Raw genomic sequence first — 22,847 nt, forward strand, 5'->3', positions numbered from 1 at the left:
GAGCAAGGTCTATCAGGCGCTGATCTGGTTCAGAGCCGCTTCGAAAGTGACTTCTGTTTTTTCGCCGGTTCTGCGGTTTTTCAATTCGACAACACCGTTTTTAAGGCCCTTGGGACCGATCACGATCTGCCAGGGCAGACCAATCAGGTCCATGTCGGCAAACTTGCCGCCGGCACGGATATCGCGGTCATCATAAAGAACCTCGATACCGGCATTGGTCAGTTTGGCATAGGCATCTTCACAGGCGGCATCGCATTCGTCATCGCCCGTACGCAGGTTGATCAGACCAACCTTGTAGGGTGCAACCGCATCCGGCCAGACGATGCCGTTTTCATCATGCGATGCTTCGATCAACGCACCGACCAGACGCGAAACGCCAATACCGTACGATCCCATCATGACCGGCACTTCCTTGCCATCCGGGCCCAGAACAGTCGCGCCCATCGGTTCAGAATATTTGGTGCCGAAATGGAAGATATGACCAACTTCGATACCGCGCGTCGCAATCAGGTCGTCGCCGGAAATCGGGCTGTTGTCCGCATCATGCTTTTCTTCGGTCGCGGCATAGTCAACCAGCGTACCCTGCACCCAGTTTTCAAGTGCGGTACGGTCATTAAGGTCAACGCCCTTGCCGCTCAGATCCTTGTCCAGCCACTTCTTGTCGCAGAAGACTTCGCTTTCGCCGGTATCGGCAAGAATGATGAATTCGTGGCTCAAATCACCGCCGATCGGCCCGGTATCGGCCACCATCGGGATCGCCTTGACACCAAGACGGGTAAAGGTGCGGCAATAGGCCAGGAACATCTTGTTATAGGCGTGACGCGAACTTTCGTAATCAATATCGAACGAATAGGCATCTTTCATCAGGAATTCACGACCACGCATCACGCCAAAGCGCGGGCGGATCTCGTCGCGGAATTTCCACTGAATATGATACATCAGCTGCGGCAGCTGCTTGTAGGAGCGGATATCCTTGCGGAAGATATCGGTGATCGCTTCCTCGTTGGTCGGACCAAACAGCATCTTGCGATCATGACGGTCGGTGATGCGCAGCATCTCAAGACCGTAATCGTCATAACGACCACTTTCCTGCCACAGCTCGGCCGGCTGAATGGTCGGCATCAGCAATTCGTTGCAACCAACGGCGTCCTGTTCTTCACGAACGATCTGCTCGATCTTTTTAAGAACACGGTAACCAAGCGGCAACCATGAATAAATCCCGGCCGTGAGCTGACGGACCATACCGGCACGCAGCATCAAACGATGAGAAGCAATCTGTGCTTCTGACGGGGTTTCCTTCAGGGTCGGCAGGAAGAACTGGGAAAGACGCATCAATGCCTCGTGATGATCAAATCTGAATATTTGGGTGTTTGAATACCTTGCCCGGAAAATGCGACAGAGCTGCCCGAAACGCAAGCCGGAACTTCGGTTATCTGGTCCCCGCCCAAATAAGGTTCACATGCAATTGAATGCGGACCCTAATTTTCAATGATGGCAAAACTGCGATGACCAAAGTTCCAACATCACCAGCTTACCGGAAACCCGCCGCACGGCATGCCGCAATCAATTCATCATCATAGGCATTATCGCCCAGCGGCTGGTCATTGAAATACACCCTGCCATTGCGATAGGTGATTTTGCCGACCGATTGCTCGCCGCTCATGCCGCTTGGTACTGCGATGCCGCTATATTCAAAGAAATCCAGCGTAACCGGAAATTCGATCTGTTTGGGCAGGGATTTGGTGATGTCGCTGCCCCCGTCCAGATCGGCACCGACAACCTTGTTGCCGTGAACATCGACGCCGGGTTTGTAGGCAACATCATCATCGGGAACATGCTGTACTAGGGCCTTGCAGGCTGATCGCGACACAATGATTTTGGGCTTTTCGGTTTCCGTACCGGCACCCGCGGGGTCAGCATCGCCCGATACCGGTTCATCCTGTTTGGTTGGCAGCGGGGATTCGGACTGCGCCAATGCCGAAGATATCGGACCCGTCACCAGCAATGATACGGCGACAGCCGCCAATAGTCTGATTTTATGACCAAAACCACGGCTTAACATAGGTTCGACCAATGGAATATTATGCATCTCTTAGTTTCACCCTATCTGTGTGCACTGCAGCATCGAAACATTTGTGAAGTTTGGTCAAAACAGCTTGCATAAAACTGAAACATGTGGCTTTTTAGTCCTCCGCTTTCGACGCAAGATCGTTGCGGAAGGCGTATCGCAGCCGCTCATAAAATTGCGGGAGGCTTTGTTGCCAATAAGCATACAAGAAGCAGGCGCGACGTCGAATTAAAACCTGTGCCAAGAAGCCCAGGTCTTAGGAGGAAGCATAAAAAGATTACGGGAAAACAGCTATAAAAATAGCATCTTAGCAAGATCCTTGTGATCTTGCTTTTTTTTTGCCCGCCGCTTTGATCCCGGTGCCCCTTGCAGCATAAAATGACAAAACCCCGCAGCATTTCGTGCGGGGTTTTCTGTTGGCGGGCCTGTTTTGTGGGTTTGACCGCACCCGGTATTATTTTGGCGGACGAACTTCGATCATGCCGCTGGTGATAACGAAAACCGCAACCACCCAAAGGATCGCTGAAATCAGGCTGGTTGCAAGCACCTTTTTCCACATATGGGCTTTTTGCGGGGCGCCGCTGTCATGACCCGGTTCAACATTTTCTGCCCGCTTCACACCAAACGGCAGCACCATGAACAGCACCAGCCACCAGATAACGATGTAAACCAGAAGTCCCGAAAACCAGTTCATGAAGATCTCTTTTGATGGTGGTGCGATAGGACGGGCAGGATGGATGTGCCCTGCCCGATTGGTCGGATGGTGCCAAATGATGAATTACGCGGGCTCAGACCTGTTCAAGTTCGACCAGTGTTCCGTTGAAATCCTTGGGATGCAGGAACAGCACCGGTTTACCATGCGCGCCGATCTTCGGTTCCCCGTCACCGAGCACACGCGCACCACTTGCCTGAAGCTTGTCGCGCGCAGCCAGGATATCGTCGACTTCATAACACACATGATGAATGCCGCCCGACGCGTTCTTTTCAAGAAATCCCTTGATCGGTGAATTGTCCCCCAACGGATACAGCAATTCGATCTTGGTGTTGGGCAATTCGACAAACACAACGGTTACGCCGTGATCGGGTTCGTCCTGTGGCTCTGATACCTTGGCCCCCAGGACATCACGATATTGCGCGATCCCTGCTTCAAGGTCCGGTACGGCAATGGCGACATGGTTCAGCCGTCCAATCATGGTCTTGCTCCTGCGAATATGATCAGCCCGATCACCGACAATCTAGGATAGGCAGACGCCAAAAGACAATTCCCCATTTCGTCGAAAGGGTTATTATCCGCGCGCCCGCCCAATGGACTGTGATCAGGGTCGCATTGATTGGGTCATCAGCCCTTTTCGGTTACCCGCACCAGATGGACTTCGATCAATGGCCGTTTGCCAAGGCGCTGGCGTACCGGACGACGCAATGCCTGACGGACGGCAAGGATAACCGCCGCATCATCAAGGACCTCGTCATCATTAAGCTGATCAATCCGGTTGCCGATTTCCGCCGCAAAATGATCAAGCCGCGTCTGGTCATCGGGTTCGTCAAACAGGCTGGGCGCGGTGATCATCGGATCATTCACCATCTCGCCAAACTGGTTCAGGACCACGGTGACAAACATGACCCCGTTCCAGACAATCCGGTTACGGTTGCGGATGGTATCGGCATCACGTTTCAGCAGCCGGCCACCATCAAGGGCAAGAATTCCCGCATCCGCCACGCCAATCACATGCGCATTGCCCGGTGACAGCCGGATGACCGTACCATCATGGGGAATGACCTGTTCGGGGATCTGGCATTCCGCCCCCAATGCCGCCTGTTCGCACAGATGGCGGGTTTCACCATGCACCGGCACCAAAATTTGCGGGCGGGTCAATTGATACATTCGTGTCAGGTCTTCACGTCCCGGATGGCCAGATACGTGGATCGGCTCATCGCGGGCGGTAATGACCTTGATCCCGCGCCGGATCAAAAGATTCTGGATATAGCCGATGGATTTTTCATTCCCCGGAATTTCGCGGGCCGAAAACACAACCGTATCACCCGGATCAAGTTCCACTGTCGGATGGTCGCCCTTGGCGATCCGTGAAAGGGCCGCACGCGGTTCGCCCTGCGATCCGGTACAAATCAAAAGCACCTGATCCTTGGGGACTTCCATTGCCTCTTCGTCGGACAACAGATTCGGATAGCCGGTAAGGTAACCGACTTCGCGGGCTGCTTCTGTCACGCGATTAAGCGACCGCCCGGCAAGTCCGACGCAACGGCCATTTTCATGCGCGGCTTCTATCACCGACTGAACACGGGCAACGTTGGTCGCAAAGCAGGCAACCGCAATACGACCCTGTGGATGTTCCTTAAACAGGGTCGAGAGATTTTTGGCGACTTCACCTTCCGAACCGGTTTTGCCCTCGGAAAAGACATTGGTTGAATCGCACACCAGCGCCATGACGCCTTCGTCGCCCAGTGCTTCAAGCTTCTTGACGTCGGATGCTTCGCCGATCTGGGGATCGGGATCAAATTTCCAATCACCAGTATGAACGATCAATCCCTTGGGCGTGCGGATGGCAAGCGCATTGGGTTCAAGGATCGAATGGGTCATGGTGACAAATTCGATGTCAAAGCAACCCAGCTTGAACCGGCCGCCAAGCTCGATCACATGGATCGGCACCTGATCGGCGAAATCGGTTTCGGCAAGCTTGGCCTTAAGGAATTCGGCGGCAAACGGCGTTGCATAGATCGGGCATTTCAGCCGCGGCCAAAGATATGGCACCGCCCCAAGGTGATCTTCGTGGGCATGGGTCAGAACAAGACCAAGCAGCTTGTCCTTGCGGTCCTCGATAAAGGACGGGTCGGGCATGACAACATCAACACCCGGAAGCCCTTCCTCGCCAAAGGAAACCCCCATGTCAACCATCAGCCACTGGTCATCGTAGCCATAAAGGTTCAGGTTCATGCCAATTTCGCCCGAACCGCCAAGCGGCACGAACAACACTTCGTCTTTTGGCAAATACAAATCCACTGACCGTAATCCTTTATTTTCGACGCTCAGATCAGGGGCGCAAAACGTGCCCGCCCCCGGCGCAAACCTGATCGGGTCTGATCAGGCCTGTTTGGCAATCTTGTCGCTGTTGCGACGATAAATCATCAAAAGACCCAACATGGTCAGATCGCCGTGCAAATGTTCAATTTCGTCTACAGCCTTTGCAAATAGCGGCGCAAGTCCGCCGGTTGCCACGACTTTGATATAATCAAGATTTTGCTGTTTCCGGATCCTTGCCAACAGGCCTTCAATCATCGAGACATAGCCCCAATAGACACCTGACTGCATGGCTTCGACGGTATTTTTCCCGACCACATTGCGCGGGGCTTCGATGGCAACCATCGGCAACTGGGCGGCTGCCATATGCAATGCCTTGATCGACAGGTTAACACCCGGGGCAATCACCCCGCCCAGATAATCACCATTGCCATCAACAACGTCAAAGGTCGTGGCCGTCCCGAAATCAAGCACGACCAGCGGCCCACCAAACAATTGATGGGCGGCAACCGCGTTGACAAGACGGTCGGCACCGACTTCGCTGGGGCGATCCATGATGATCTTCATATCAAGATCAACCGCAGGATCGCCGACCACCATCGGTTCGACACTGAAATAACGGCGACACAGGGTCTTGAGGCTGAATTCCGCAGCCGGAACCACAGTTGCGATGATGGCACCTGTAATCGCATCAACCGGCACATTTGCCAGTGCAAACAGATGATGGAGCCAAACCCCCAATTCATCTGCCGTACGTTCGGTGGTGGTTGAACAGCGCCACTGTCCCTTGATGGTATCGCCATCAAAAACAGCAAAGACGATGTTGGTGTTCCCGGCGTCAATCGCAAGCAACATGATGCTTACAGGCCTCCGCTAAATCGCAAGGTAATCATTCAGATCCGGTGGCAAAGAAAACTTCGCCCGCCCCGATACGGTGTTCGGTTCCGTTGTCTTCTCTTAGGACAAGTGAACCATCATCATCAAGTCCGACAAACGTTCCTGAAAGTTCGCGTTCGGTCAATCGTGCCACGACCGGCTGGCCAATCCCGTACCCACGCGACAGCCAGGCTTCCCGAACCGGGCCAAATCCCTTGTCTTCCCAGATTGGAAGCCAATGGGCGATCCGCGCCAGATAGGTCGATACAAGCTCGTCTACCGAAACCGGTGCGCCAAGCGCCGAAAGCGACGTGGCAGGCCGTTCGGCATCATCGGGCGCAAAGGCAACATTCACCCCTGTCCCAATCACCAGATAGTCGGTCGCCGATCCCTGATTGGATGCACTTTCCAGAAGAATACCGCAAATCTTGCGTCCATTGACCATCAGATCGTTTGGCCATTTGCAATCGGGGCGCACCTGATTTCCGGTCACCATTTCGACCGCCTCGGCCATCGAGACCGCAATCAGGAAGGTCAGCCGTGCGGCTTCGGCCAGCGAACAGGTCGGGCGCAACAACAGGGATGAATACAGATTGCCAACCGGCGATGACCATGCACGACCGCGGCGGCCGCGACCGGACGTTTGTGTTCTTGCTATAACAAGGGCGCCACTCTGGGCGCCCTTGTCTGCGAGGCGCTTGGCCTCATCATTTGTGCTGTCGATCGCTTCCAGTTCATGAAGATGGAACCCTTCGGGAAGACGGATCGTTCGCGCTGTCATTCTTACATTCCGAACAGGGATGCCGCAGCAGCCGCTGCGCTGTCCATCAGAAGGTTCGGGAAGAAGACAAAGGCCAGGATGACGATCGTGGCAACAGCCATGATCACATTCATCTCGGTGCCATTGCGATCGAACCCTTCAACCGGCTCGTCGAAATACATGACCTTGATGATGCGCAGATAGTAATACGCACTGACAACCGAGGTCACGAGACCGATAACAGCAAGCGTCACAAGACCGGCATCGACAGCCGCCTTGAAGACATAGAACTTGCCAAAGAAGCCAGCCAGCGGCGGAATACCCGCCATCGAGAACATCAGGATCGCGGTGATCGCCGCCATCAGCGGCTTGGTTTTGGCAAGACCGGCAAGATCGGTAATCTCTTCGGCCATACGGTCGTTACGACGCATGCACAGGATAACGGCAAAGGTGCCCAGGTTCATGACAAGGTAAATGCCAAGATAAACCAGAATACCGGTAACACCATCCTTGGTGCCTGCTGCCAGACCGACAAGCGCGAAACCAACGTGACCGATCGACGAATAGGCCATCAGACGTTTGATGTTTTCCTGACGCAGGGCCGCGAACGAACCAACAGCCATCGACAGGATCGAAATCAGAACGATGATCTGCTGCCAGTCTTCGACAACACCGCCAAACGGGCCGATTGCGACACGGATGAACAGTGCAAGACCGGCGATCTTCGGCGCAACCGCAAAGAAGGACGTCACCGGGGTCGGCGCACCTTCATAAACGTCCGGGGTCCACATGTGGAACGGAACAGCGGAAACCTTGAAGCACAGACCGGCAAAGATAAAGGCCATGCCGACCATCGCACCAACCGGCAGGTTGCCAGCCGTCAGGATTTCTGCAAGGACGCTGAAATTGGTGGAACCGGTGAAACCGTACACCATCGACATGCCATACAGCAGAATGCCCGATGCGATCGACCCAAGGATGAAGTATTTCAGGCCCGATTCCGTCGAACGCACGGTGTCACGGCGAATTGCAGCAACGACATAAAGTGCAAGCGACTGAAGTTCGAGACCAAGATACAGCGACAGCATGTCGGTTGCCGATACCATCGCCATCATGCCAAGGGTGGCAAGGGTGATCAGAATCGGGAACTCGAAACGTGCCATATTTTCACGTTCGGCAAAGTTCATCGCCATGATGATGCCGGTTGCAGAACCGATCAGGATCATGACTTTGCAGAATTTGGCAAATGCATCAGCACTGAACTGTCCAAAGAACGCGGTACCGCCCTCGCCCGTCATCACAAGGATGACGGCAACGACCTGAACGGCAACCGCCAGCCAGGAAACAGTACGGAACGCTTTGTCCTTGCCGGCGAAAACCCCAAGCATCAACAGCGCCAAGGCAGAAACTGCCATAAACATTTCGGGCAGTGCGGCCCCGAGGTTGAGCATAGAAACTCCCATGTTCATTCCCCTCAATTCGCGGCCAGCTGGGCGGCATGTGCCGCTGCAGCCTGTGCCGTTTCGACCTGGTTGACGAGGTTTTCAACCGAAACATGCATGATGTCGAGGAAGGAGACCGGATAGACCCCCATCCACAGAACGATGACCACCAGCGGCGCAAAGATCAGCCATTCACGCGGGCTCAGATCGAGGATGGTTTTCAGGTTCTCTTTGGTGAGTGCCCCGAAAATAATCCGGCGATAGAGATACAGCGCATAAGCCGCACCAAGGATCAGACCGGTTGCAGCAAAGAACGCAACCCAGGTGTTGGCTTCGAATGCACCAAGCAGTGCAAGGATTTCGCCAACGAACCCGCCCGTCCCCGGCAGACCGACAGACGCCATGGTGAAGAACATGAAGATCAGTGCGTAGCTCGGCATACGGTGAACAAGACCGCCATAGGCGTCAATTTCACGGGTATGGATGCGGTCATAGACAACACCAACGCAAAGGAAGAGCGCACCCGAAACCACACCGTGGCTCAGCATCTGGAAGATCGAACCTTCGATACCATGCTGGTTAAAGGTGAATGCACCGATGGTCACGATACCCATGTGGGCGACCGAAGAATACGCAATCAGCTTTTTCATGTCCTGCTGGGCCAATGCGACCAGAGACGTATAGATGATTGCAACAATCGACAGCGTGAAAACAAGCGGCGCGAAGGTTTCAGATGCCAGCGGCATCATCGGCAGCGAGAAACGCAGGAAACCGTAACCACCCATTTTCAGCAACACGCCAGCCAGAATAACCGAACCGGCAGTCGGTGCTTCAACGTGGGCATCGGGAAGCCAGGTATGAACCGGCCACATCGGAACCTTGACCGCGAAGGATGCAAAGAATGCCAGCCACAGCCACAGCTGCATATTATAGCTGAACCCGTGCTCCATCAGGGTCGGGATGTCGGTGGTGCCAGCTTCGAAATACATCGCAAGCAGCGCAACCAGCATCAGGACCGAGCCAAGAAGCGTATAAAGGAACAGCTTGAATGCCGCATAGACGCGACGCTGACCGCCCCAGACACCGATGATGATGAACATCGGGATCAGGACGCCTTCGAAGAAGAGATAGAACAGCAGACCGTCAAGGGCGCTGAACATACCGACCATCATCGTTTCAAGAACGAGGAAGGCGATCATGTATTCCTTCACGCGCTTCTGGATTGCTTCCCATGCCGAAAGAATACAGATCGGCGTCAGGAAGGTCGCAAGCAGCACAAACAGAACCGAAATTCCGTCAACGCCCATGTGATAGGAAATGTTCAGACCCGGCATCCAGTCCGCCTGCTCGACGAACTGGAAATCTGCGGTCGTTGCATCGAAGTTCACCCACAGCATCAAGGAGACGAGGAAGGTGAACCCCGAGGTCCAAAGCGCAACCCAACGGGAATTGCGGGCAACAGTCGCCTCTTCACCATTGATCAGCAGCAGCAGAGCTGCACCGACCAGCGGCAAGAAGGTGACGATCGAAAGAATTGGCCAATCACTCATCGCCCGTTAACCCATCTTCCAAATTGTGTAGGAGACCAGCGCTGCAATACCGATCAGCATTGCAAATGCATAGTGATAGACGAAACCACTCTGAATGGCGCTGACGCGACGTGCGATGTTACGGCAAGCAGCAGCAACACCATCCGGACCGCAACCATCAATGATGGCACCATCACCCGATTTCCAGAAGCCATAGCCAAGTGCAAAGGCCGGCTTGACGAAAATCTTGTCATAGAGTTCGTCGAAGTACCATTTGTTCAGCGCGAAGCGATACAGACCGTTGAAGGTGTTCGCCAGGGTGCGCGGAAGCGACGGCACCAGTTTGTACATCACAAGCGCAATGACAAAGCCGGTAACCATGGCAACAAACGGTGCCAGTTTGACCCAACCCGGAACATGGTGTGCATGTTCAAGCGCCTGGTGACCTTCGGCCATGAAGATGGCGCCATTCCAGAAGGACAGCATTTCTTCATAGTCGCCACCACCGAACCAGTCCTTGGCGAACCAGCCGGCAAAGACCGCACCAATGGTCAGGAACAGCAGCGGACCAGTCATGACAGCCGGGCTTTCATGAACATGTGCCATGGTCCGTTCGTCGGCGCGCGGCGCACCAAAGAAGGTCATGAACACCAGACGCCAGCTATAGAACGAGGTCATCAGAGCAGCAAGAATGCCGGCCCAGAAGGCATAGAGACCAACACCGGTATGCGCCGCATAGGCACTTTCGATGACAAGGTCCTTGGAATAGAAACCTGCAAGACCCGGGAAGCCGGTAATGGCAAGCGTACCAACCATCATCACAGCAAAGGTCAGCGGAACCATTTTCCAGATACCGCCCATCTTGCGCATGTCCTGTTCATCAGACATCGCGTGGATGACAGAACCGGCACCAAGGAACAGAAGCGCCTTGAAGAAACCGTGCGTCATCAGATGGAAGACACCAGCCGAATATGCCGACACGCCGCACGCAAAGAACATATAGCCGAGCTGCGAACAGGTCGAATATGCGATCACGCGTTTGATATCGTTCTGAACACAGCCAACCGTTGCGGCAAAGAAAGCCGTGGTCGCACCAACAATGGTTACGATCATCAGGGTGGTTTCAGCATATTCAAAGATCGGCGACAGACGTGCCACCATGAATACGCCGGCCGTCACCATGGTTGCCGCGTGAATAAGTGCGGAAACCGGGGTCGGGCCTTCCATTGCGTCCGGAAGCCAGGTGTGCAGACCAAGCTGTGCCGATTTACCCATCGCGCCGATAAACAGCAGGAAGCAGGTAATTTCCAGTGCCGAAAATTCATGGCCCAGGAACATCAGCGTCGCACCAGCGACTTCCTCGGCATTGCCAAAGATGACGTCGAACTGAACGCTGTCAAACAGCACATAGACGGCAAAGATACCAAGGGCAAAGCCAAAGTCACCAACACGGTTAACGATAAAGGCCTTCATCGCAGCAGCAGATGCCGACGGCTTGGAATACCAGAAACCGATCAGAAGATAGGATGCAAGACCAACACCCTCCCAGCCGAAGAACAGCTGGATCAGGTTGTCGGCGGTAATCAGCATCAACATCGCAAAGGTGAACAGGCTGAGATACGCCATGAAGCGCGGCTTGTCCGGGTCATGCGACATATAGCCGATCGAATAGATGTGCACCATCGAGGAAACCCCGGTCACAACGATCAGCATCACACAGGTCAGCGTATCAATACGCAGGGCCCAGGATGCATCAAAGCTGCCCGAAGAAATCCAGGTGAACAGTTCGATCGTCTGCGGGTTGCCGCCAAGCGCGACGTCCACAAAGGCAAAGATCGAAATGATAAAGGCGATAACAACACCGCAAACGGTGACAAGCTGTGCCACACGATCAGCCGAAGAAACACCATGATGGTGATGACCATGCGCGTCATGCGGGGCATCTTTGGCGGTCGACATGGCGCCAACCAGCGTGATGGTCCCGGCAATGGCAGCCGCGATCAGGGGCAGGAATACAATCAACGGATACATATCTGCCTTACCCCTTCATCATGTTGATATCTTCAACCGCGATGGTGCCGCGGTTACGGAAATAGACGACCAGGATCGCCAGACCAATTGCCGCTTCAGCCGCAGCAACCGTCAGAACGAAGATGGTAAAGACCTGTCCAACGAGGTCGCCAAGGAACGACGAGAACGCGACCAGGTTGATATTGACCGCCAGCAGCATCAGCTCGATCGACATCATGATGATGATGACGTTCTTGCGGTTCATGAAGATGCCGAAGATCCCGAGTGTGAAAAGGATCGCCGCGACGGTCAGATAATGTGCAAGACCGATTTCCATCAGATCCCCCTTCCGACCGGAACTTTTTTGATTTCAAGCGTATCAGCGCGGGAACGCTTGACCTGCTCGGAGATTTTCTGACGGCGGACACCTTCACGGTGACGCAGCGTCAGGACAATTGCGCCAATCATCGCAACAAGCAGAACCAGACCAGCCGCCTGGAAGATGTATGCGTAATCGGTATAGATCAGATGACCGAGTGCTTCGACATTGGTCACCCCTTCCGGTGTTGGCTGTGCGAGAACCGCAACCGCCCCGTCGGTAAGGGTCCAACCAGCGCCAACCAGTGCCAGTTCGACGAACAGAACCACAGCGATCAGAACCCCGATCGGCAGGTAGTTCAGGAAACCCTGGCGCATTTCAACAAAGTTGATGTCCAGCATCATCACGACGAACAGGAACAGGACTGCAACCGCGCCGACATAGACGACGACCAACAGCATGGCGAGAAACTCGGCACCCAGCAGGACGAAAAGTCCGGCTGCGTTAAAGAATGTCAAGATCAGCAACAGTACCGAATGCACCGGGTTGCGAACGGTCACAACCGCAGTCGCGGACAGGACCGCGACGGTAGCAAACAGGTAAAAAGCCAAAGCCTGTACGACCATAAGGTACCCCCTTGGCGAACCGTTGCCGCCCTTCTGGCTGACAACGGCCCATGAACTCTCTTTCTAACGATCAGACGCGACACTTACCGGTAAGGTGCGTCTGCCTCCAATCGTGCAGCAAGCTCGGCTTCCCAACGCTCGCCGTTTGCCAGCAGCTTGTCCTTGTCATAGAACAGCTCCTCGCGGTTTTCGGTTGCGAACTCGAAGTTCGGACCTTCGACGATCGCATCTACCGGGCAGGCTTCTTCGCAGAAACCACAATAGATGCATTTCGTCATATCAATGTCGTAGCGGGTTGTACGACGCGAACCGTCGTCACGCGGCTCTACCTCGATGGTAATGGCCTGTGCCGGGCAGATTGCTTCGCACAGCTTACACGCAATGCAGCGCTCTTCCCCGTTCGGGTAGCGACGCAGCGCATGTTCGCCACGGAAACGCGGGCTCAGCGGGCCTTTTTCATACGGGTAGTTCAGCGTCACTTTCGGCTTGAACATATATTTCAAGGTGAGCGCCATACCCGATACGAGTTCCGCGAGCAGGAAGCTCCGGGCCGTCCGATCAATAAATGACATCGTTTACCTCTCTCTTTCCGATGCGCGGCGATCAGGCCGGGACCTTGTCAAAAACAACGAGGAACGTGGCAACCAGCATGACCCATGCGAAGGACAGCGGCAGGAAGATTTTCCAGCCCAGACGCATCAGTTGGTCATAACGGTAACGCGGGAAGGTTGCACGGACCCACAGGAAGATGAACAGAACGAAGCAGATCTTCAGAATGAACCAGATCGCGCCCGGGATGAATTCGAGGAACGGCAACGGCGCGCTCCAGCCACCCAGGAACAGAATGGCACACAGGCCACTCATCAGGATCATGTTGGCGTATTCACCCAGGAAGAACAGCGCAAAGGTCATGGCCGAATAATCGACGTTGTAACCCGAAACCAGTTCTGCTTCCGCTTCGGGAAGGTCAAACGGTGCGCGGTTGGTTTCTGCCAGAATGGACACGATGAAGATGATGAACATCGGGAAGTGATAAACGAAGTTCCACTCCCAGATACCGCCGGTCTGACCGCGGACGATGTCGCTCAGGTTCAAGGAGCCGGTGGTCAACAGGACCGAAATGATGATCAGGCCGATCGAAATCTCGTACGAAACCATCTGCGCGCCGGAACGCAGCGCACCAAGGAATGCGTATTTGGAGTTCGATGCCCAACCGGCCATCACGATGCCGTAAACACCCAGCGAAGAAATCGCGAAAATATAAAGAATACCGACATTCAGATCCGCCAGAACCATGCCTTCGTCGAACGGAATAACCGCCCAGGCAATGATCGCGAGAATGAAAGTCAGCATCGGGGCAATGATAAACACGCCCTTGTTCGCGCTGCTTGGAATGATTGTTTCTTTCAGAAACAGTTTCAAACCATCAGCAAGCGGTTGCAAAAGGCCAAACGGCCCCACAACGTTCGGGCCCTTGCGGAGCTGGATCGCACCAATAACCTTACGCTCGGCGTAGGTCAGATAGGCGACAGCACCCAACAGCGGGAGGACAATCGCCAAAATCTTGGCGACGATCCAGACCAGCGGTTCAATATATCCGTCCCAAAGAAGTTCCATCGGTCAAACCGTATCTTTTGCGTTTCGTCCCAGAATTGGGACACCCCCTTGTGGGATAGGCGACGACGGTGCGCCGCCTATCTTACTCAGGCAACCTTCTCGGCAGCCGCATCCTTGACGAAGGCCTCGGTACATTTGGCCATCGTCACCGATGCACGGCTGATCGGGTCGGTCATATAGAAATTGCGAACCGGTGATGCGAAACCTTCCGGTTTCATGTCACCCGCTTTACCGAAATCGGTCCATTCCGCCTTGGTCGGAACGTTCAGCGACGCGAAGGTCGGGCTGAGTTCGACCATCCGCGAGCGAACGGCATCGATGTTGTTGTACGGCAGGGTCTGGTCAAGCGCACCCGAAAGAGCACGAACAATCGCCCAGTCCTCACGCGCGTCACCAACCGGGAAGATCGCACGCCAGCCCTGCTGGGCGCGGCCTTCGGTATTGACATACGTGCCGTTCTTTTCGGTATAGGCCGCACCGGGCAGAATAACATCTGCTGCCTGTGCACCGGCATCCCCCATGGCACCCTGGTAAATGACAAATGCCTTTTCCAGTTTGCTCATGTCGACTTCGTCTGCACCAAGAAGGTAGACAACCTCGACGTCGCCTTTGGCAGCGGCATCAAGAATGTCATTGGTTGCAAGACCGCCCTCACCCGGGACAAAGCCCAGATCAAGGCCGCCGACGCGCGATGCTGCGGTGTGCAGAACGTTGAAACCGTTCCATTCACCGGCAACCATGCCGAACTTCTCGGCAATTGCGCGGGTGGTTGCCAGAACGGCGTCGCCATCTTCACGGTTCAGCGCGCCCATACCGACGATGATCATCGGCTTTTCAGCGGCTTCGAGAATTTTGGCGAACTCGTTCTTGCCTTCGAGAATTTCCGAAAGGGTGTCCGGGCCTGCGCCAAGATACTCGTTCTTGTAGGTCGGATCCCATTTTTCGCCAATGATACCGACTTTGAAATCACCGGCGGTCGAACGCCAGCGTTTGCGAAGACGGGCATTGATGATCGGCGCTTCGGCACGAACATTGGCACCAACGATCAGGCAGGCATCTGCCTCGTCGATACCGGCAATCGTGCTGTTGAAGATATAGGAAGCACGCGGGCCGCCAATCTTCGAACCGTCCTGACGGCAATCAAGGTTCGGTGAGCCAAGCTTGCCCATCAGATCCTTGAGCGCGGTCATGGATTCACAATCGACCGTGTCACCGGCAAGAGCGGCAATCTTCTTGCCATCGAGGCCTGAAACCTTCGCCTTGATCGCAGCAAACGCTTCGTCCCAGCTTGCCGGGGTCAGTTTGCCATTCACGCGAACATACGGACGATCCAGACGCTGACGCTTCAGACCATCAATGGCGTAACGGGTTTTGTCCGAAATCCATTCTTCGTTGATGTCTTCGTTCGTACGCGGAAGAACACGAAGAACTTCGGCAGTACGGGCATCAATACGAATGTTCGAACCAACCGCATCCATCACATCGATGCTGTCGGTTTTCTTCAGCTCCCACGGACGCGCGGTGAACGCGTACGGCTTGGACGTCAGGGCACCAACTGGGCAAAGATCGATCAGGTTGCCCGAAAGTTCGGAGTTGATCGAAGCTTCGATATACGGTCCGACCTCGGTGTCCTCGCCACGATAGACAGCACCCATGGTGCCGACACCGGCGACTTCCTCGGAGAAACGAACGCAACGGGTGCAGTGAATGCAACGGGTCATGATCGTCTTGACGATCGGGCCCAGTTCCTTGTCTTTCACTGCGCGTTTTTTCTCGGCGTAACGCGATGCATCAAAACCATAGGCCATGGCCTGGTCCTGAAGGTCACATTCACCACCCTGGTCACAAATCGGGCAATCCAGCGGATGGTTGATCAGCAGGAATTCCATCACGCCATTGCGTGCTTTTTTGACCAGGTCGGAATCGGTTTTGATCACCATTCCGTCTGCCGCAGGCATGGCACAGGACGCGACCGGCTTGGGCGCGCGTTCCATTTCAACCAGGCACATACGGCAGTTGCCGGCGATTGACAGGCGTTCGTGATAGCAGAAACGCGGGATTTCCTTACCGGCCTCTTCACAGGCCTGAAGGACTGTCGCCCCGGCTTCTACTTCAACTTCAATACCGTCAACTGTTAGTTTCGGCATGTCTCAATCCCTCTCAACAGGCCCCTCTCAGGCCGCGATCCGTGCGCGATATTCCTTGATCCGACGTTCCATTTCGGGACGGAAATGACGGATAAGGCCCTGAATCGGCCATGCAGCAGCATCGCCAAGCGCACAAATGGTGTGGCCCTCGACCTGTTTCGTCACATCCCACAACAGATCAATTTCATCAAGCGTGGCTTCGCCGCGGACCATGCGTGCCATCATACGCATCATCCAGCCGGTACCTTCACGGCACGGCGTGCACTGGCCACAGCTTTCATGCTTGTAGAATTCCGAAAGACGCGCGATCGCATAGACAATGTCGGTCGACTTGTCCATGACGATCACAGCAGCCGTCCCAAGACCCGAGCCCACTTCACGCAGGCCGTCGAAATCCATCAGGACGTCATCGCAAATGTCTTTGGGCATCAACGGAACCGACGAACCACCCGGAATAACCGCCAGAAGGTTGTCCCAGCCACCACGGACACCGCCGCAATGCTTTTCGATCAGTTCACGCAGCGGAATGCTCATCGCTTCTTCGACCGTGCACGGCTTTTCGACGTGACCGGAAATGGCGAACAGCTTGGTACCGTGGTTGTTTTCACGGCCAAAACTTGAGAACCACGAACCGCCACGACGCAGAATGGTCGGAACCGCTGCGATACTTTCAACGTTGTTGACCGTGGTCGGGCAGCCATAAAGACCGGCATTTGCCGGGAATGGCGGCTTGAGACGCGGCTGACCTTTTTTACCTTCGATACTTTCGATCAGGGCGGTTTCTTCGCCACAGATGTAGGCACCGGCACCAAGGTGCAGGTAAAGGTCAAAGTCCCAACCCGAACCACACGCGTTTTTACCGATCAGACCGGCATCATATGCCTCGTCAATCGCACGCTGAAGGTTGGAGGCCTCGTGATAGAACTCACCACGAATATAGATGTAAGCCGCATGCGCATTCATCGCAAAGCTGGCAAGAAGGCAACCTTCGACCAGGGTATGCGGATCATTGCGCATGATTTCGCGGTCTTTACAGGTACCCGGTTCGCCTTCGTCGGCATTGACGACGAGGTAGCTCGGGCGACCATCGGATTCCTTGGGCATGAACGACCATTTCAGGCCGGTCGGGAAGCCTGCGCCCCCGCGACCACGCATACCGGATGCTTTCATCTCGTCGATGATCCAGTCGCGGCCTTTTTCGATCAACGCCTTGGTACCATCCCAGTTACCACGGGATTGCGCGCCCTTAAGGCCGAAATCCTGGAAACCGTACAGGTTGGTAAAGATACGATCCTTATCCTGCAGCATATCAGGCGTCCCCTTCGCTTGCATCAGCGTCCTGCGGAGCTGCGCCGCAGCCACAGAATGCCTTCAGAACCTTCGGACCGCCCATCGGTTCGCAACCTTTACGGCCGCTCTGCGGACCGGCTTTCGGCTTCTCGCCCTTTTTAAGGGCATCAAGGATCGCCTTGGTCGTTTCCGGGGTCAGGTCTTCGTAGTAATCGTCGTTGATCTGCATCATCGGTGCATTGACACATGCGCCAAGGCATTCGACTTCGATCATGGTGAACTGACCGTCTTCGGTCGTTTCACCAACACCGATGCCAAGTTCCTTTTTGCAGGTATCGACAACGTCGGCAGAACCGCGAAGCCAGCACGGCGTCGTGGTGCAAACCTGGATGAAGTTCTTGCCCACCGGGGCAAGGTTATACATCGTATAGAAGGTTGCGACCTCGTAGACGCGAATGGCCGGCATTTCGAGCATGTCGGCAATGTAATCCATTGCGACGGTCGGAACCCAGTTACCTTCGGTCTGACGCTGTGCCAGATCAAGCAGCGGCATGACCGCGCTCTGCTGGCGGCCTTCCGGGTACTTGGCGATGATCTTCTTTGCCTTTTCCAGGTTTTCCGGAGTGAAAGCAAAGCTGACAGGTTGAAGCTCTTTCGGAGCTGGTCTTCTCAAATGGCTCATCGGTCAATCTCACCGAACACGATATCTAGCGACCCGATATTGGCAACGACGTCGGCCAGCATGTGACCTTTGGACATGAAGTCGATACCCTGAAGGTGCGGGAACCCGGGTGCACGAATTTTGCAGCGATACGGACGGTTCGAGCCATCCGAAACAAGATACACACCAAACTCGCCCTTCGGTGCCTCGACCGCGGCATAGCATTCGCCAGCCGGAACGTGGAAACCTTCGGTAAAGAGTTTGAAGTGATGGATCAGGGCTTCCATCGAACGCTTCATTTCGGCGCGCGACGGCGGTGCCACTTTGTTATTTTCAACAATAACAGGACCATCTGGCATATTCTTGATGGCCTGCTTGATGATTTTCAGCGACTGCCACATTTCTTCAAAGCGGACAAGGAAGCGGTCATAGCAATCGCCGTTCTTGCCTACCGGAATGTCGAAGTCGAAATCTTCGTAAGAATCATAGGGCTGCGATTTACGCAGATCCCATGCCAGACCCGATGCACGGATGTTCGGGCCGGTAAAGCCCCAGTCAAGCGCCTCTTCCGCGCTGACGGTACCGATATCAACCGTACGCTGTTTGAAGATACGGTTGCCGGTCAGAACGCGGTCAAAGTCCTTGAGGAACACGTCATACTGATCAGCCCAGGCATCAATGTCTTCAAGAAGACCAGCTGGAAGATCGGCCGCAACACCGCCCGGACGGAAATAGTTGGCGTGAAGACGGGCGCCACAGGCGCGCTCATAGAATTCCATGAGCTTTTCACGTTCTTCAAAGCCCCACAGAAGCGGGGTCATCGCACCAACGTCCAGCGCGAACGCGGTCAGGTTCAGAATGTGGTTCAGAATACGACCGATTTCCGCATAGAGAACACGGATATACTGACCACGTTTGGGAACCTCAATCCCCATAAGCTTCTCGATGGCCAGGCAATATGCATGTTCCTGGTTCATCGGCGCGACATAGTCGAGACGGTCGAAATACGGGGTCGCCTGAATATAGCTCTTATATTCGATCAACTTTTCCGTACCACGATGCAGAAGACCAATATGCGGGTCCGAACGTTCGACGACTTCGCCGTCCATTTCCAGAACCAAACGCAGAACGCCGTGCGCCGCAGGGTGCTGCGGGCCGAAGTTCATGGTCATATTTTTGATTTTTTGTTCGGACATCAGGCGTTGCCCTCCGCCTTTTCATCACCCGGAAGAACATGCTGGATGCCTTCCCACGGGCTTTCGAAATCGAAATTACGGAAATCCTGAACCAGTTTTACCGGCTCGTAGACAACGCGCTTCTGCTCATCATCGTAACGAACTTCAACATAACCGGTCAGCGGGAAATCCTTGCGCAGCGGATGACCTTCAAAACCGTAATCGGTCAGAATACGGCGGGGATCCGGATGGTCGGCAAAGAAGATACCGTACATGTCCCATGCTTCGCGCTCGAACCAGTCGGCGGCGCTGAAAACAGGTACACAGCTTGGTACCGGGGTTTCTTCGTCGGTGCGGACCTTTACGCGGATACGCAGGTTATGTTTGAGCGACAGCAGGTGATACACAACATCAAAACGCTCCGGGCGTTCCGGGTAATCTGCACCACAAACGTCGATAAGCTGCTTGAACAAGCAGCCGGTATCATCCCGAAGGAAGGTCAGAACTTTAAGAATATCATCGCGCTTTGCGACGATGGTCAGCTCGCCGTAACGAATCTCGCTTTCGAGGATTTCGTTGGCCAGCTGGGACACCACAAGATCTTTAAGATCATTCAATGCGGCGCTGTTATCGCTGAGCAGTTCGCTCATGCAAGCCCCCTATTACGGATCAGCGTGTCAGGACACCAGTACGGCGGATTTTCTTTTGCAACTGCAATATGCCGTAGATCAGCGCTTCGGCTGTCGGCGGGCAACCCGGTACGTATACGTCAACCGGGACAACGCGATCACAACCGCGCACCACCGAATAGGAATAGTGATAGTAACCGCCGCCATTGGCGCACGAACCCATCGAAATAACCCAGCGCGGTTCTGCCATCTGGTCATAGACCTTACGCAGTGCCGGGGCCATCTTGTTGGTAAGCGTACCAGCAACGATCATCACGTCTGACTGACGCGGGCTTGGGCGGAACACCAGACCGTAACGGTCAAGGTCGTAACGCGACGCAGCCGAATGCATCATTTCAACAGCACAGCAGGCAAGACCGAACGTCATCGGCCAAAGGGAACCGGTGCTTGCCCAGCTTGCCAGCTTGTCGAGATTGGCAAGGACAAAGCCCTTGTCATTCATCTCGTCAAACACGCCCTTAAGCAGTGCATCCTGATCCGTACCGGGTGCCAGGGGTGCGCCTGTATTGGTGCTCACTCCCATTCCAAAGCTCCCTTCTTCCATTCATAGATAAATCCGACCGTCAGAACAGCCAGGAAGATCACCATCGATACAAAGCCGAAAGTCCCGATATCACCGAGGGTAACAGCCCACGGGAACAGGAAGGCGACTTCGAGGTCGAAAATAATGAACAAGATTGCGACCAGATAGAACCGGACGTCGAACTTGATACGCGCATCTTCAAACGGCGCGAACCCGCACTCGTATGCGGACAGTTTTTCAACATCCGGTGCCTGCTTGGCAAGAACCAGCGACGCGATGACGATTACCGCCGAAAGACCGACGGCGATCCCGATGAATACCAGGATCGGAAGATATTCCGAAAGAAGCTCTTGCATCTCTCTGACCTCTCAAGAACAGGCCTTGTGACCCGACCAGGTCCCCACCTGGCCCATTACGGCGCACCATAACGTATGCACCGCACAAGTTCCAGTCCTCAAGCAGGATTAAGCTGCTCTAAGACCGGAAACTTTCTAATCTTTTTACCGTTTACTACCGTCCGATATCGGGGCGCATGTCGAGATGATCAAGACCCTGCCCTGCGATGCAGTGTAAGCAACACATGAAAAGGCGATCGCGGAAAAGACGAAACGCCCGACAAAAGACAACAGATGATGGGTCATGGCGCGAGCGACGGGACTTGAACCCGCGGCCTCCGGCGTGACAGGCCGGCGCTCTAACCAACTGAGCTACGCCCGCAAAATGACCATCAATCGGCGGGCCTTTGTTAGACCACCCCCCAAACCAAGTCAAGCAGCTAGCAGTGTTTTCAACCCTTTCGACAATTGCGCCAGTCAACATCACCCGCTGAAAGGCAATTTCGGCCCGAATTTGTACCGATTTCACCCATTCTGTACATTTTGCACATCAAGGTGCGGTCGGTCTTTGCAAAGACGCGCCGGCTTTTATAGAATTGTTGACAAATTCCCCCTATCTTACGGTGCGATAGGGGCACGTTCTTGCATTGTCGGTTCAATGAAAGACAGAGTCATTACGACGGAGAAGACCACCCGTGGGGCGCGTTAAAGAAGAATACAGATCACTGGCCGGACCGGAAAAGGCAGCGATTCTCATGCTTGCTCTTGGGGAAGAGCACGCGACCAAGATGTTCAGCATGATGGATGACGAGGAAATCAAAGAGATTTCCCAAACCATGTCCGGGCTTGGCACCATCAGCGCCAACATCGTTGAACGTCTGTTTGTTGAGTTTGCCGACCAGCTTTCATCGACCGGCTCTCTTGTCGGTTCGTTTGACACGACCGAACGACTGCTGTCGAAAGTTCTTCCCGAAGACCGCGTCAACGGCATCATGGAAGAAATCCGCGGCCCGGCGGGTCGTACCATGTGGGACAAGCTGAACAACGTCAACGAAGCGGTCCTTGCCAACTATCTGAAAAACGAATACCCGCAGACCGTCGGCGTGGTTCTGTCAAAACTCAAGCCGGGTCACTCGGCTTCCGTGTTGTCGTTGCTGCCGGAAAACTTTTCGATGGAAGTCATCATGCGTATGTTGCGCATGGAAGCTGTCCAGAAAGAAGTTCTTGATAATATTGAGAAAACCCTGCGTACCGAGTTCATGTCGAACCTTGCGCGCGGATCGCGCGGCGACAACCATGAACTGATGGCAGATATCTTCAACAGTCTTGACCGTCAGAGTCAGGATCGCTTCCTGACCGCACTGGAAGAACGTAACCGTGACTCGGCCGAGAAGATCAAGGCTCTTATGTTCACCTTCGAGGATCTTGCCCGTCTCGACAATAACGGCGTTCAGACCCTTCTGCGTCAGGTCGAAAAAGACAAACTTGCCCTGGCCCTTAAAGGCTCCACCGATCAGATGCGCGACCTGTTCTTCAAGAACATGTCCGAACGTGCCGGCAAGATGATGAAAGAAGACATGGATGCGCTTGGCCCGGTCCGCCTGTCCGATGTCGAAGAATCGCAAATGATGATTGTCCAGCTGGCCAAGGAACTTGCCGCACAGGGCCAGATCGTCATTTCCGAAGGCAGTGGCGAAGACGAAATGGTCTATTAAATCGCCAGCACAGCATGACGACCATCCAAAT

Annotated in this window: 22 protein-coding genes and 1 tRNA gene; 1 reads left to right on the top strand and 22 read right to left on the bottom strand. The window is 54.5% G+C overall.

Features of this window, described 5'->3' with window-relative positions; genetic code table 11:
- Positions 1 to 12: 12 nt before the first annotated feature.
- From proS to WA429_RS13375, 22 genes are all read right to left on the bottom strand, one after another.
- Positions 13 to 1,332, bottom strand: a complete 1,320-nt coding sequence (gene proS, locus WA429_RS13270) for a proline--tRNA ligase (RefSeq protein ID WP_206927682.1) — start codon at positions 1,330 to 1,332, stop codon at positions 13 to 15.
- Between the two features lie 199 nt (positions 1,333 to 1,531).
- The gene (locus tag WA429_RS13275; protein WP_287464937.1) at positions 1,532 to 2,062 is read right to left on the bottom strand and encodes a hypothetical protein; all 531 of its coding nucleotides are present in this window, start codon (positions 2,060 to 2,062) and stop codon (positions 1,532 to 1,534) included.
- Between the two features lie 460 nt (positions 2,063 to 2,522).
- Positions 2,523 to 2,762, bottom strand: a complete 240-nt coding sequence (locus tag WA429_RS13280; RefSeq protein ID WP_068518925.1) for a DUF1467 family protein — start codon at positions 2,760 to 2,762, stop codon at positions 2,523 to 2,525.
- A gap of 94 nt (positions 2,763 to 2,856) precedes the next feature.
- Positions 2,857 to 3,261, bottom strand: coding sequence for a methylmalonyl-CoA epimerase (gene mce, locus WA429_RS13285; protein ID WP_008891215.1), 405 nt, complete (start codon positions 3,259 to 3,261; stop codon positions 2,857 to 2,859).
- Between the two features lie 146 nt (positions 3,262 to 3,407).
- Positions 3,408 to 5,084 carry a ribonuclease J gene (locus tag WA429_RS13290; RefSeq protein WP_181848943.1) on the bottom strand — a complete coding sequence of 559 codons (1,677 nt, stop codon included), beginning with the start codon at positions 5,082 to 5,084 and terminating at the stop codon, positions 3,408 to 3,410.
- 81 nt (positions 5,085 to 5,165) lie between these two features.
- Positions 5,166 to 5,957 carry a type III pantothenate kinase gene (locus WA429_RS13295; protein WP_068518924.1) on the bottom strand — a complete coding sequence of 264 codons (792 nt, stop codon included), beginning with the start codon at positions 5,955 to 5,957 and terminating at the stop codon, positions 5,166 to 5,168.
- Positions 5,958 to 5,991: 34 nt separating this feature from the next.
- Positions 5,992 to 6,759, bottom strand: a complete 768-nt coding sequence (locus tag WA429_RS13300; protein ID WP_287464935.1) for a biotin--[acetyl-CoA-carboxylase] ligase — start codon at positions 6,757 to 6,759, stop codon at positions 5,992 to 5,994.
- Positions 6,760 to 6,761: 2 nt separating this feature from the next.
- Complete coding sequence (nuoN, locus tag WA429_RS13305) at positions 6,762 to 8,201, bottom strand: NADH-quinone oxidoreductase subunit NuoN (protein WP_443082682.1); 1,440 nt, start codon at positions 8,199 to 8,201, stop codon at positions 6,762 to 6,764.
- Between the two features lie 11 nt (positions 8,202 to 8,212).
- Positions 8,213 to 9,730 (bottom strand): NADH-quinone oxidoreductase subunit M, encoded by a 1,518-nt coding sequence (locus WA429_RS13310; RefSeq protein ID WP_068518921.1) that lies wholly within the window; start codon positions 9,728 to 9,730, stop codon positions 8,213 to 8,215.
- A gap of 6 nt (positions 9,731 to 9,736) precedes the next feature.
- On the bottom strand, positions 9,737 to 11,740 hold the full coding sequence (gene nuoL, locus WA429_RS13315) for an NADH-quinone oxidoreductase subunit L (RefSeq protein WP_068518920.1): 2,004 nt from the start codon (positions 11,738 to 11,740) through the stop codon (positions 9,737 to 9,739).
- A 7-nt stretch (positions 11,741 to 11,747) separates the two neighbouring features.
- Complete coding sequence (gene nuoK, locus WA429_RS13320) at positions 11,748 to 12,056, bottom strand: NADH-quinone oxidoreductase subunit NuoK (RefSeq protein WP_007089416.1); 309 nt, start codon at positions 12,054 to 12,056, stop codon at positions 11,748 to 11,750.
- Entirely contained in the window at positions 12,056 to 12,664 is a 609-nt protein-coding gene (locus tag WA429_RS13325; RefSeq protein ID WP_068518919.1) for an NADH-quinone oxidoreductase subunit J, read from the bottom strand. Before WA429_RS13325 ends, nuoK begins: the two co-directional genes overlap by 1 nt.
- Positions 12,665 to 12,747: 83 nt before the next feature.
- The gene (nuoI, locus tag WA429_RS13330; protein WP_068518918.1) at positions 12,748 to 13,236 is read right to left on the bottom strand and encodes an NADH-quinone oxidoreductase subunit NuoI; all 489 of its coding nucleotides are present in this window, start codon (positions 13,234 to 13,236) and stop codon (positions 12,748 to 12,750) included.
- 31 nt (positions 13,237 to 13,267) lie between these two features.
- On the bottom strand, positions 13,268 to 14,281 hold the full coding sequence (nuoH, locus tag WA429_RS13335) for an NADH-quinone oxidoreductase subunit NuoH (RefSeq protein ID WP_068518917.1): 1,014 nt from the start codon (positions 14,279 to 14,281) through the stop codon (positions 13,268 to 13,270).
- 86 nt (positions 14,282 to 14,367) lie between these two features.
- Positions 14,368 to 16,428: an NADH-quinone oxidoreductase subunit NuoG gene (nuoG, locus tag WA429_RS13340; RefSeq protein WP_068518916.1), complete on the bottom strand. Its 2,061-nt coding sequence runs from the start codon at positions 16,426 to 16,428 to the stop codon at positions 14,368 to 14,370.
- Positions 16,429 to 16,455: 27 nt separating this feature from the next.
- Positions 16,456 to 17,736, bottom strand: a complete 1,281-nt coding sequence (gene nuoF / locus WA429_RS13345; RefSeq protein WP_068518915.1) for an NADH-quinone oxidoreductase subunit NuoF — start codon at positions 17,734 to 17,736, stop codon at positions 16,456 to 16,458.
- Position 17,737: 1 nt separating this feature from the next.
- Complete coding sequence (gene nuoE / locus WA429_RS13350) at positions 17,738 to 18,400, bottom strand: NADH-quinone oxidoreductase subunit NuoE (protein WP_068518914.1); 663 nt, start codon at positions 18,398 to 18,400, stop codon at positions 17,738 to 17,740.
- Entirely contained in the window at positions 18,397 to 19,575 is a 1,179-nt protein-coding gene (locus tag WA429_RS13355; RefSeq protein WP_068518913.1) for an NADH-quinone oxidoreductase subunit D, read from the bottom strand. Before WA429_RS13355 ends, nuoE begins: the two co-directional genes overlap by 4 nt.
- On the bottom strand, positions 19,575 to 20,204 hold the full coding sequence (locus WA429_RS13360) for an NADH-quinone oxidoreductase subunit C (RefSeq protein ID WP_068518912.1): 630 nt from the start codon (positions 20,202 to 20,204) through the stop codon (positions 19,575 to 19,577). The genes WA429_RS13355 and WA429_RS13360 overlap by 1 nt, the downstream gene beginning before the upstream one ends.
- A 19-nt stretch (positions 20,205 to 20,223) precedes the next feature.
- Positions 20,224 to 20,766, bottom strand: a complete 543-nt coding sequence (locus WA429_RS13365) for a NuoB/complex I 20 kDa subunit family protein (protein ID WP_068518911.1) — start codon at positions 20,764 to 20,766, stop codon at positions 20,224 to 20,226.
- Positions 20,757 to 21,122 (bottom strand): NADH-quinone oxidoreductase subunit A, encoded by a 366-nt coding sequence (locus WA429_RS13370; protein WP_008891231.1) that lies wholly within the window; start codon positions 21,120 to 21,122, stop codon positions 20,757 to 20,759. Before WA429_RS13370 ends, WA429_RS13365 begins: the two co-directional genes overlap by 10 nt.
- A 284-nt stretch (positions 21,123 to 21,406) precedes the next feature.
- Positions 21,407 to 21,483, bottom strand: a tRNA-Asp gene (locus WA429_RS13375).
- Between the two features lie 313 nt (positions 21,484 to 21,796).
- On the opposite strand from WA429_RS13375, the gene fliG reads away from it, so the two are divergent.
- Positions 21,797 to 22,816: a flagellar motor switch protein FliG gene (gene fliG / locus WA429_RS13380; protein WP_068518909.1), complete on the top strand. Its 1,020-nt coding sequence runs from the start codon at positions 21,797 to 21,799 to the stop codon at positions 22,814 to 22,816.
- Positions 22,817 to 22,847: the final 31 nt, after the last annotated feature.

It is taken from the genome of Thalassospira sp. CH_XMU1420-2 (assembly GCF_037029325.1).
Classification (GTDB): Bacteria; Pseudomonadota; Alphaproteobacteria; order Rhodospirillales; family Thalassospiraceae; genus Thalassospira; species Thalassospira povalilytica.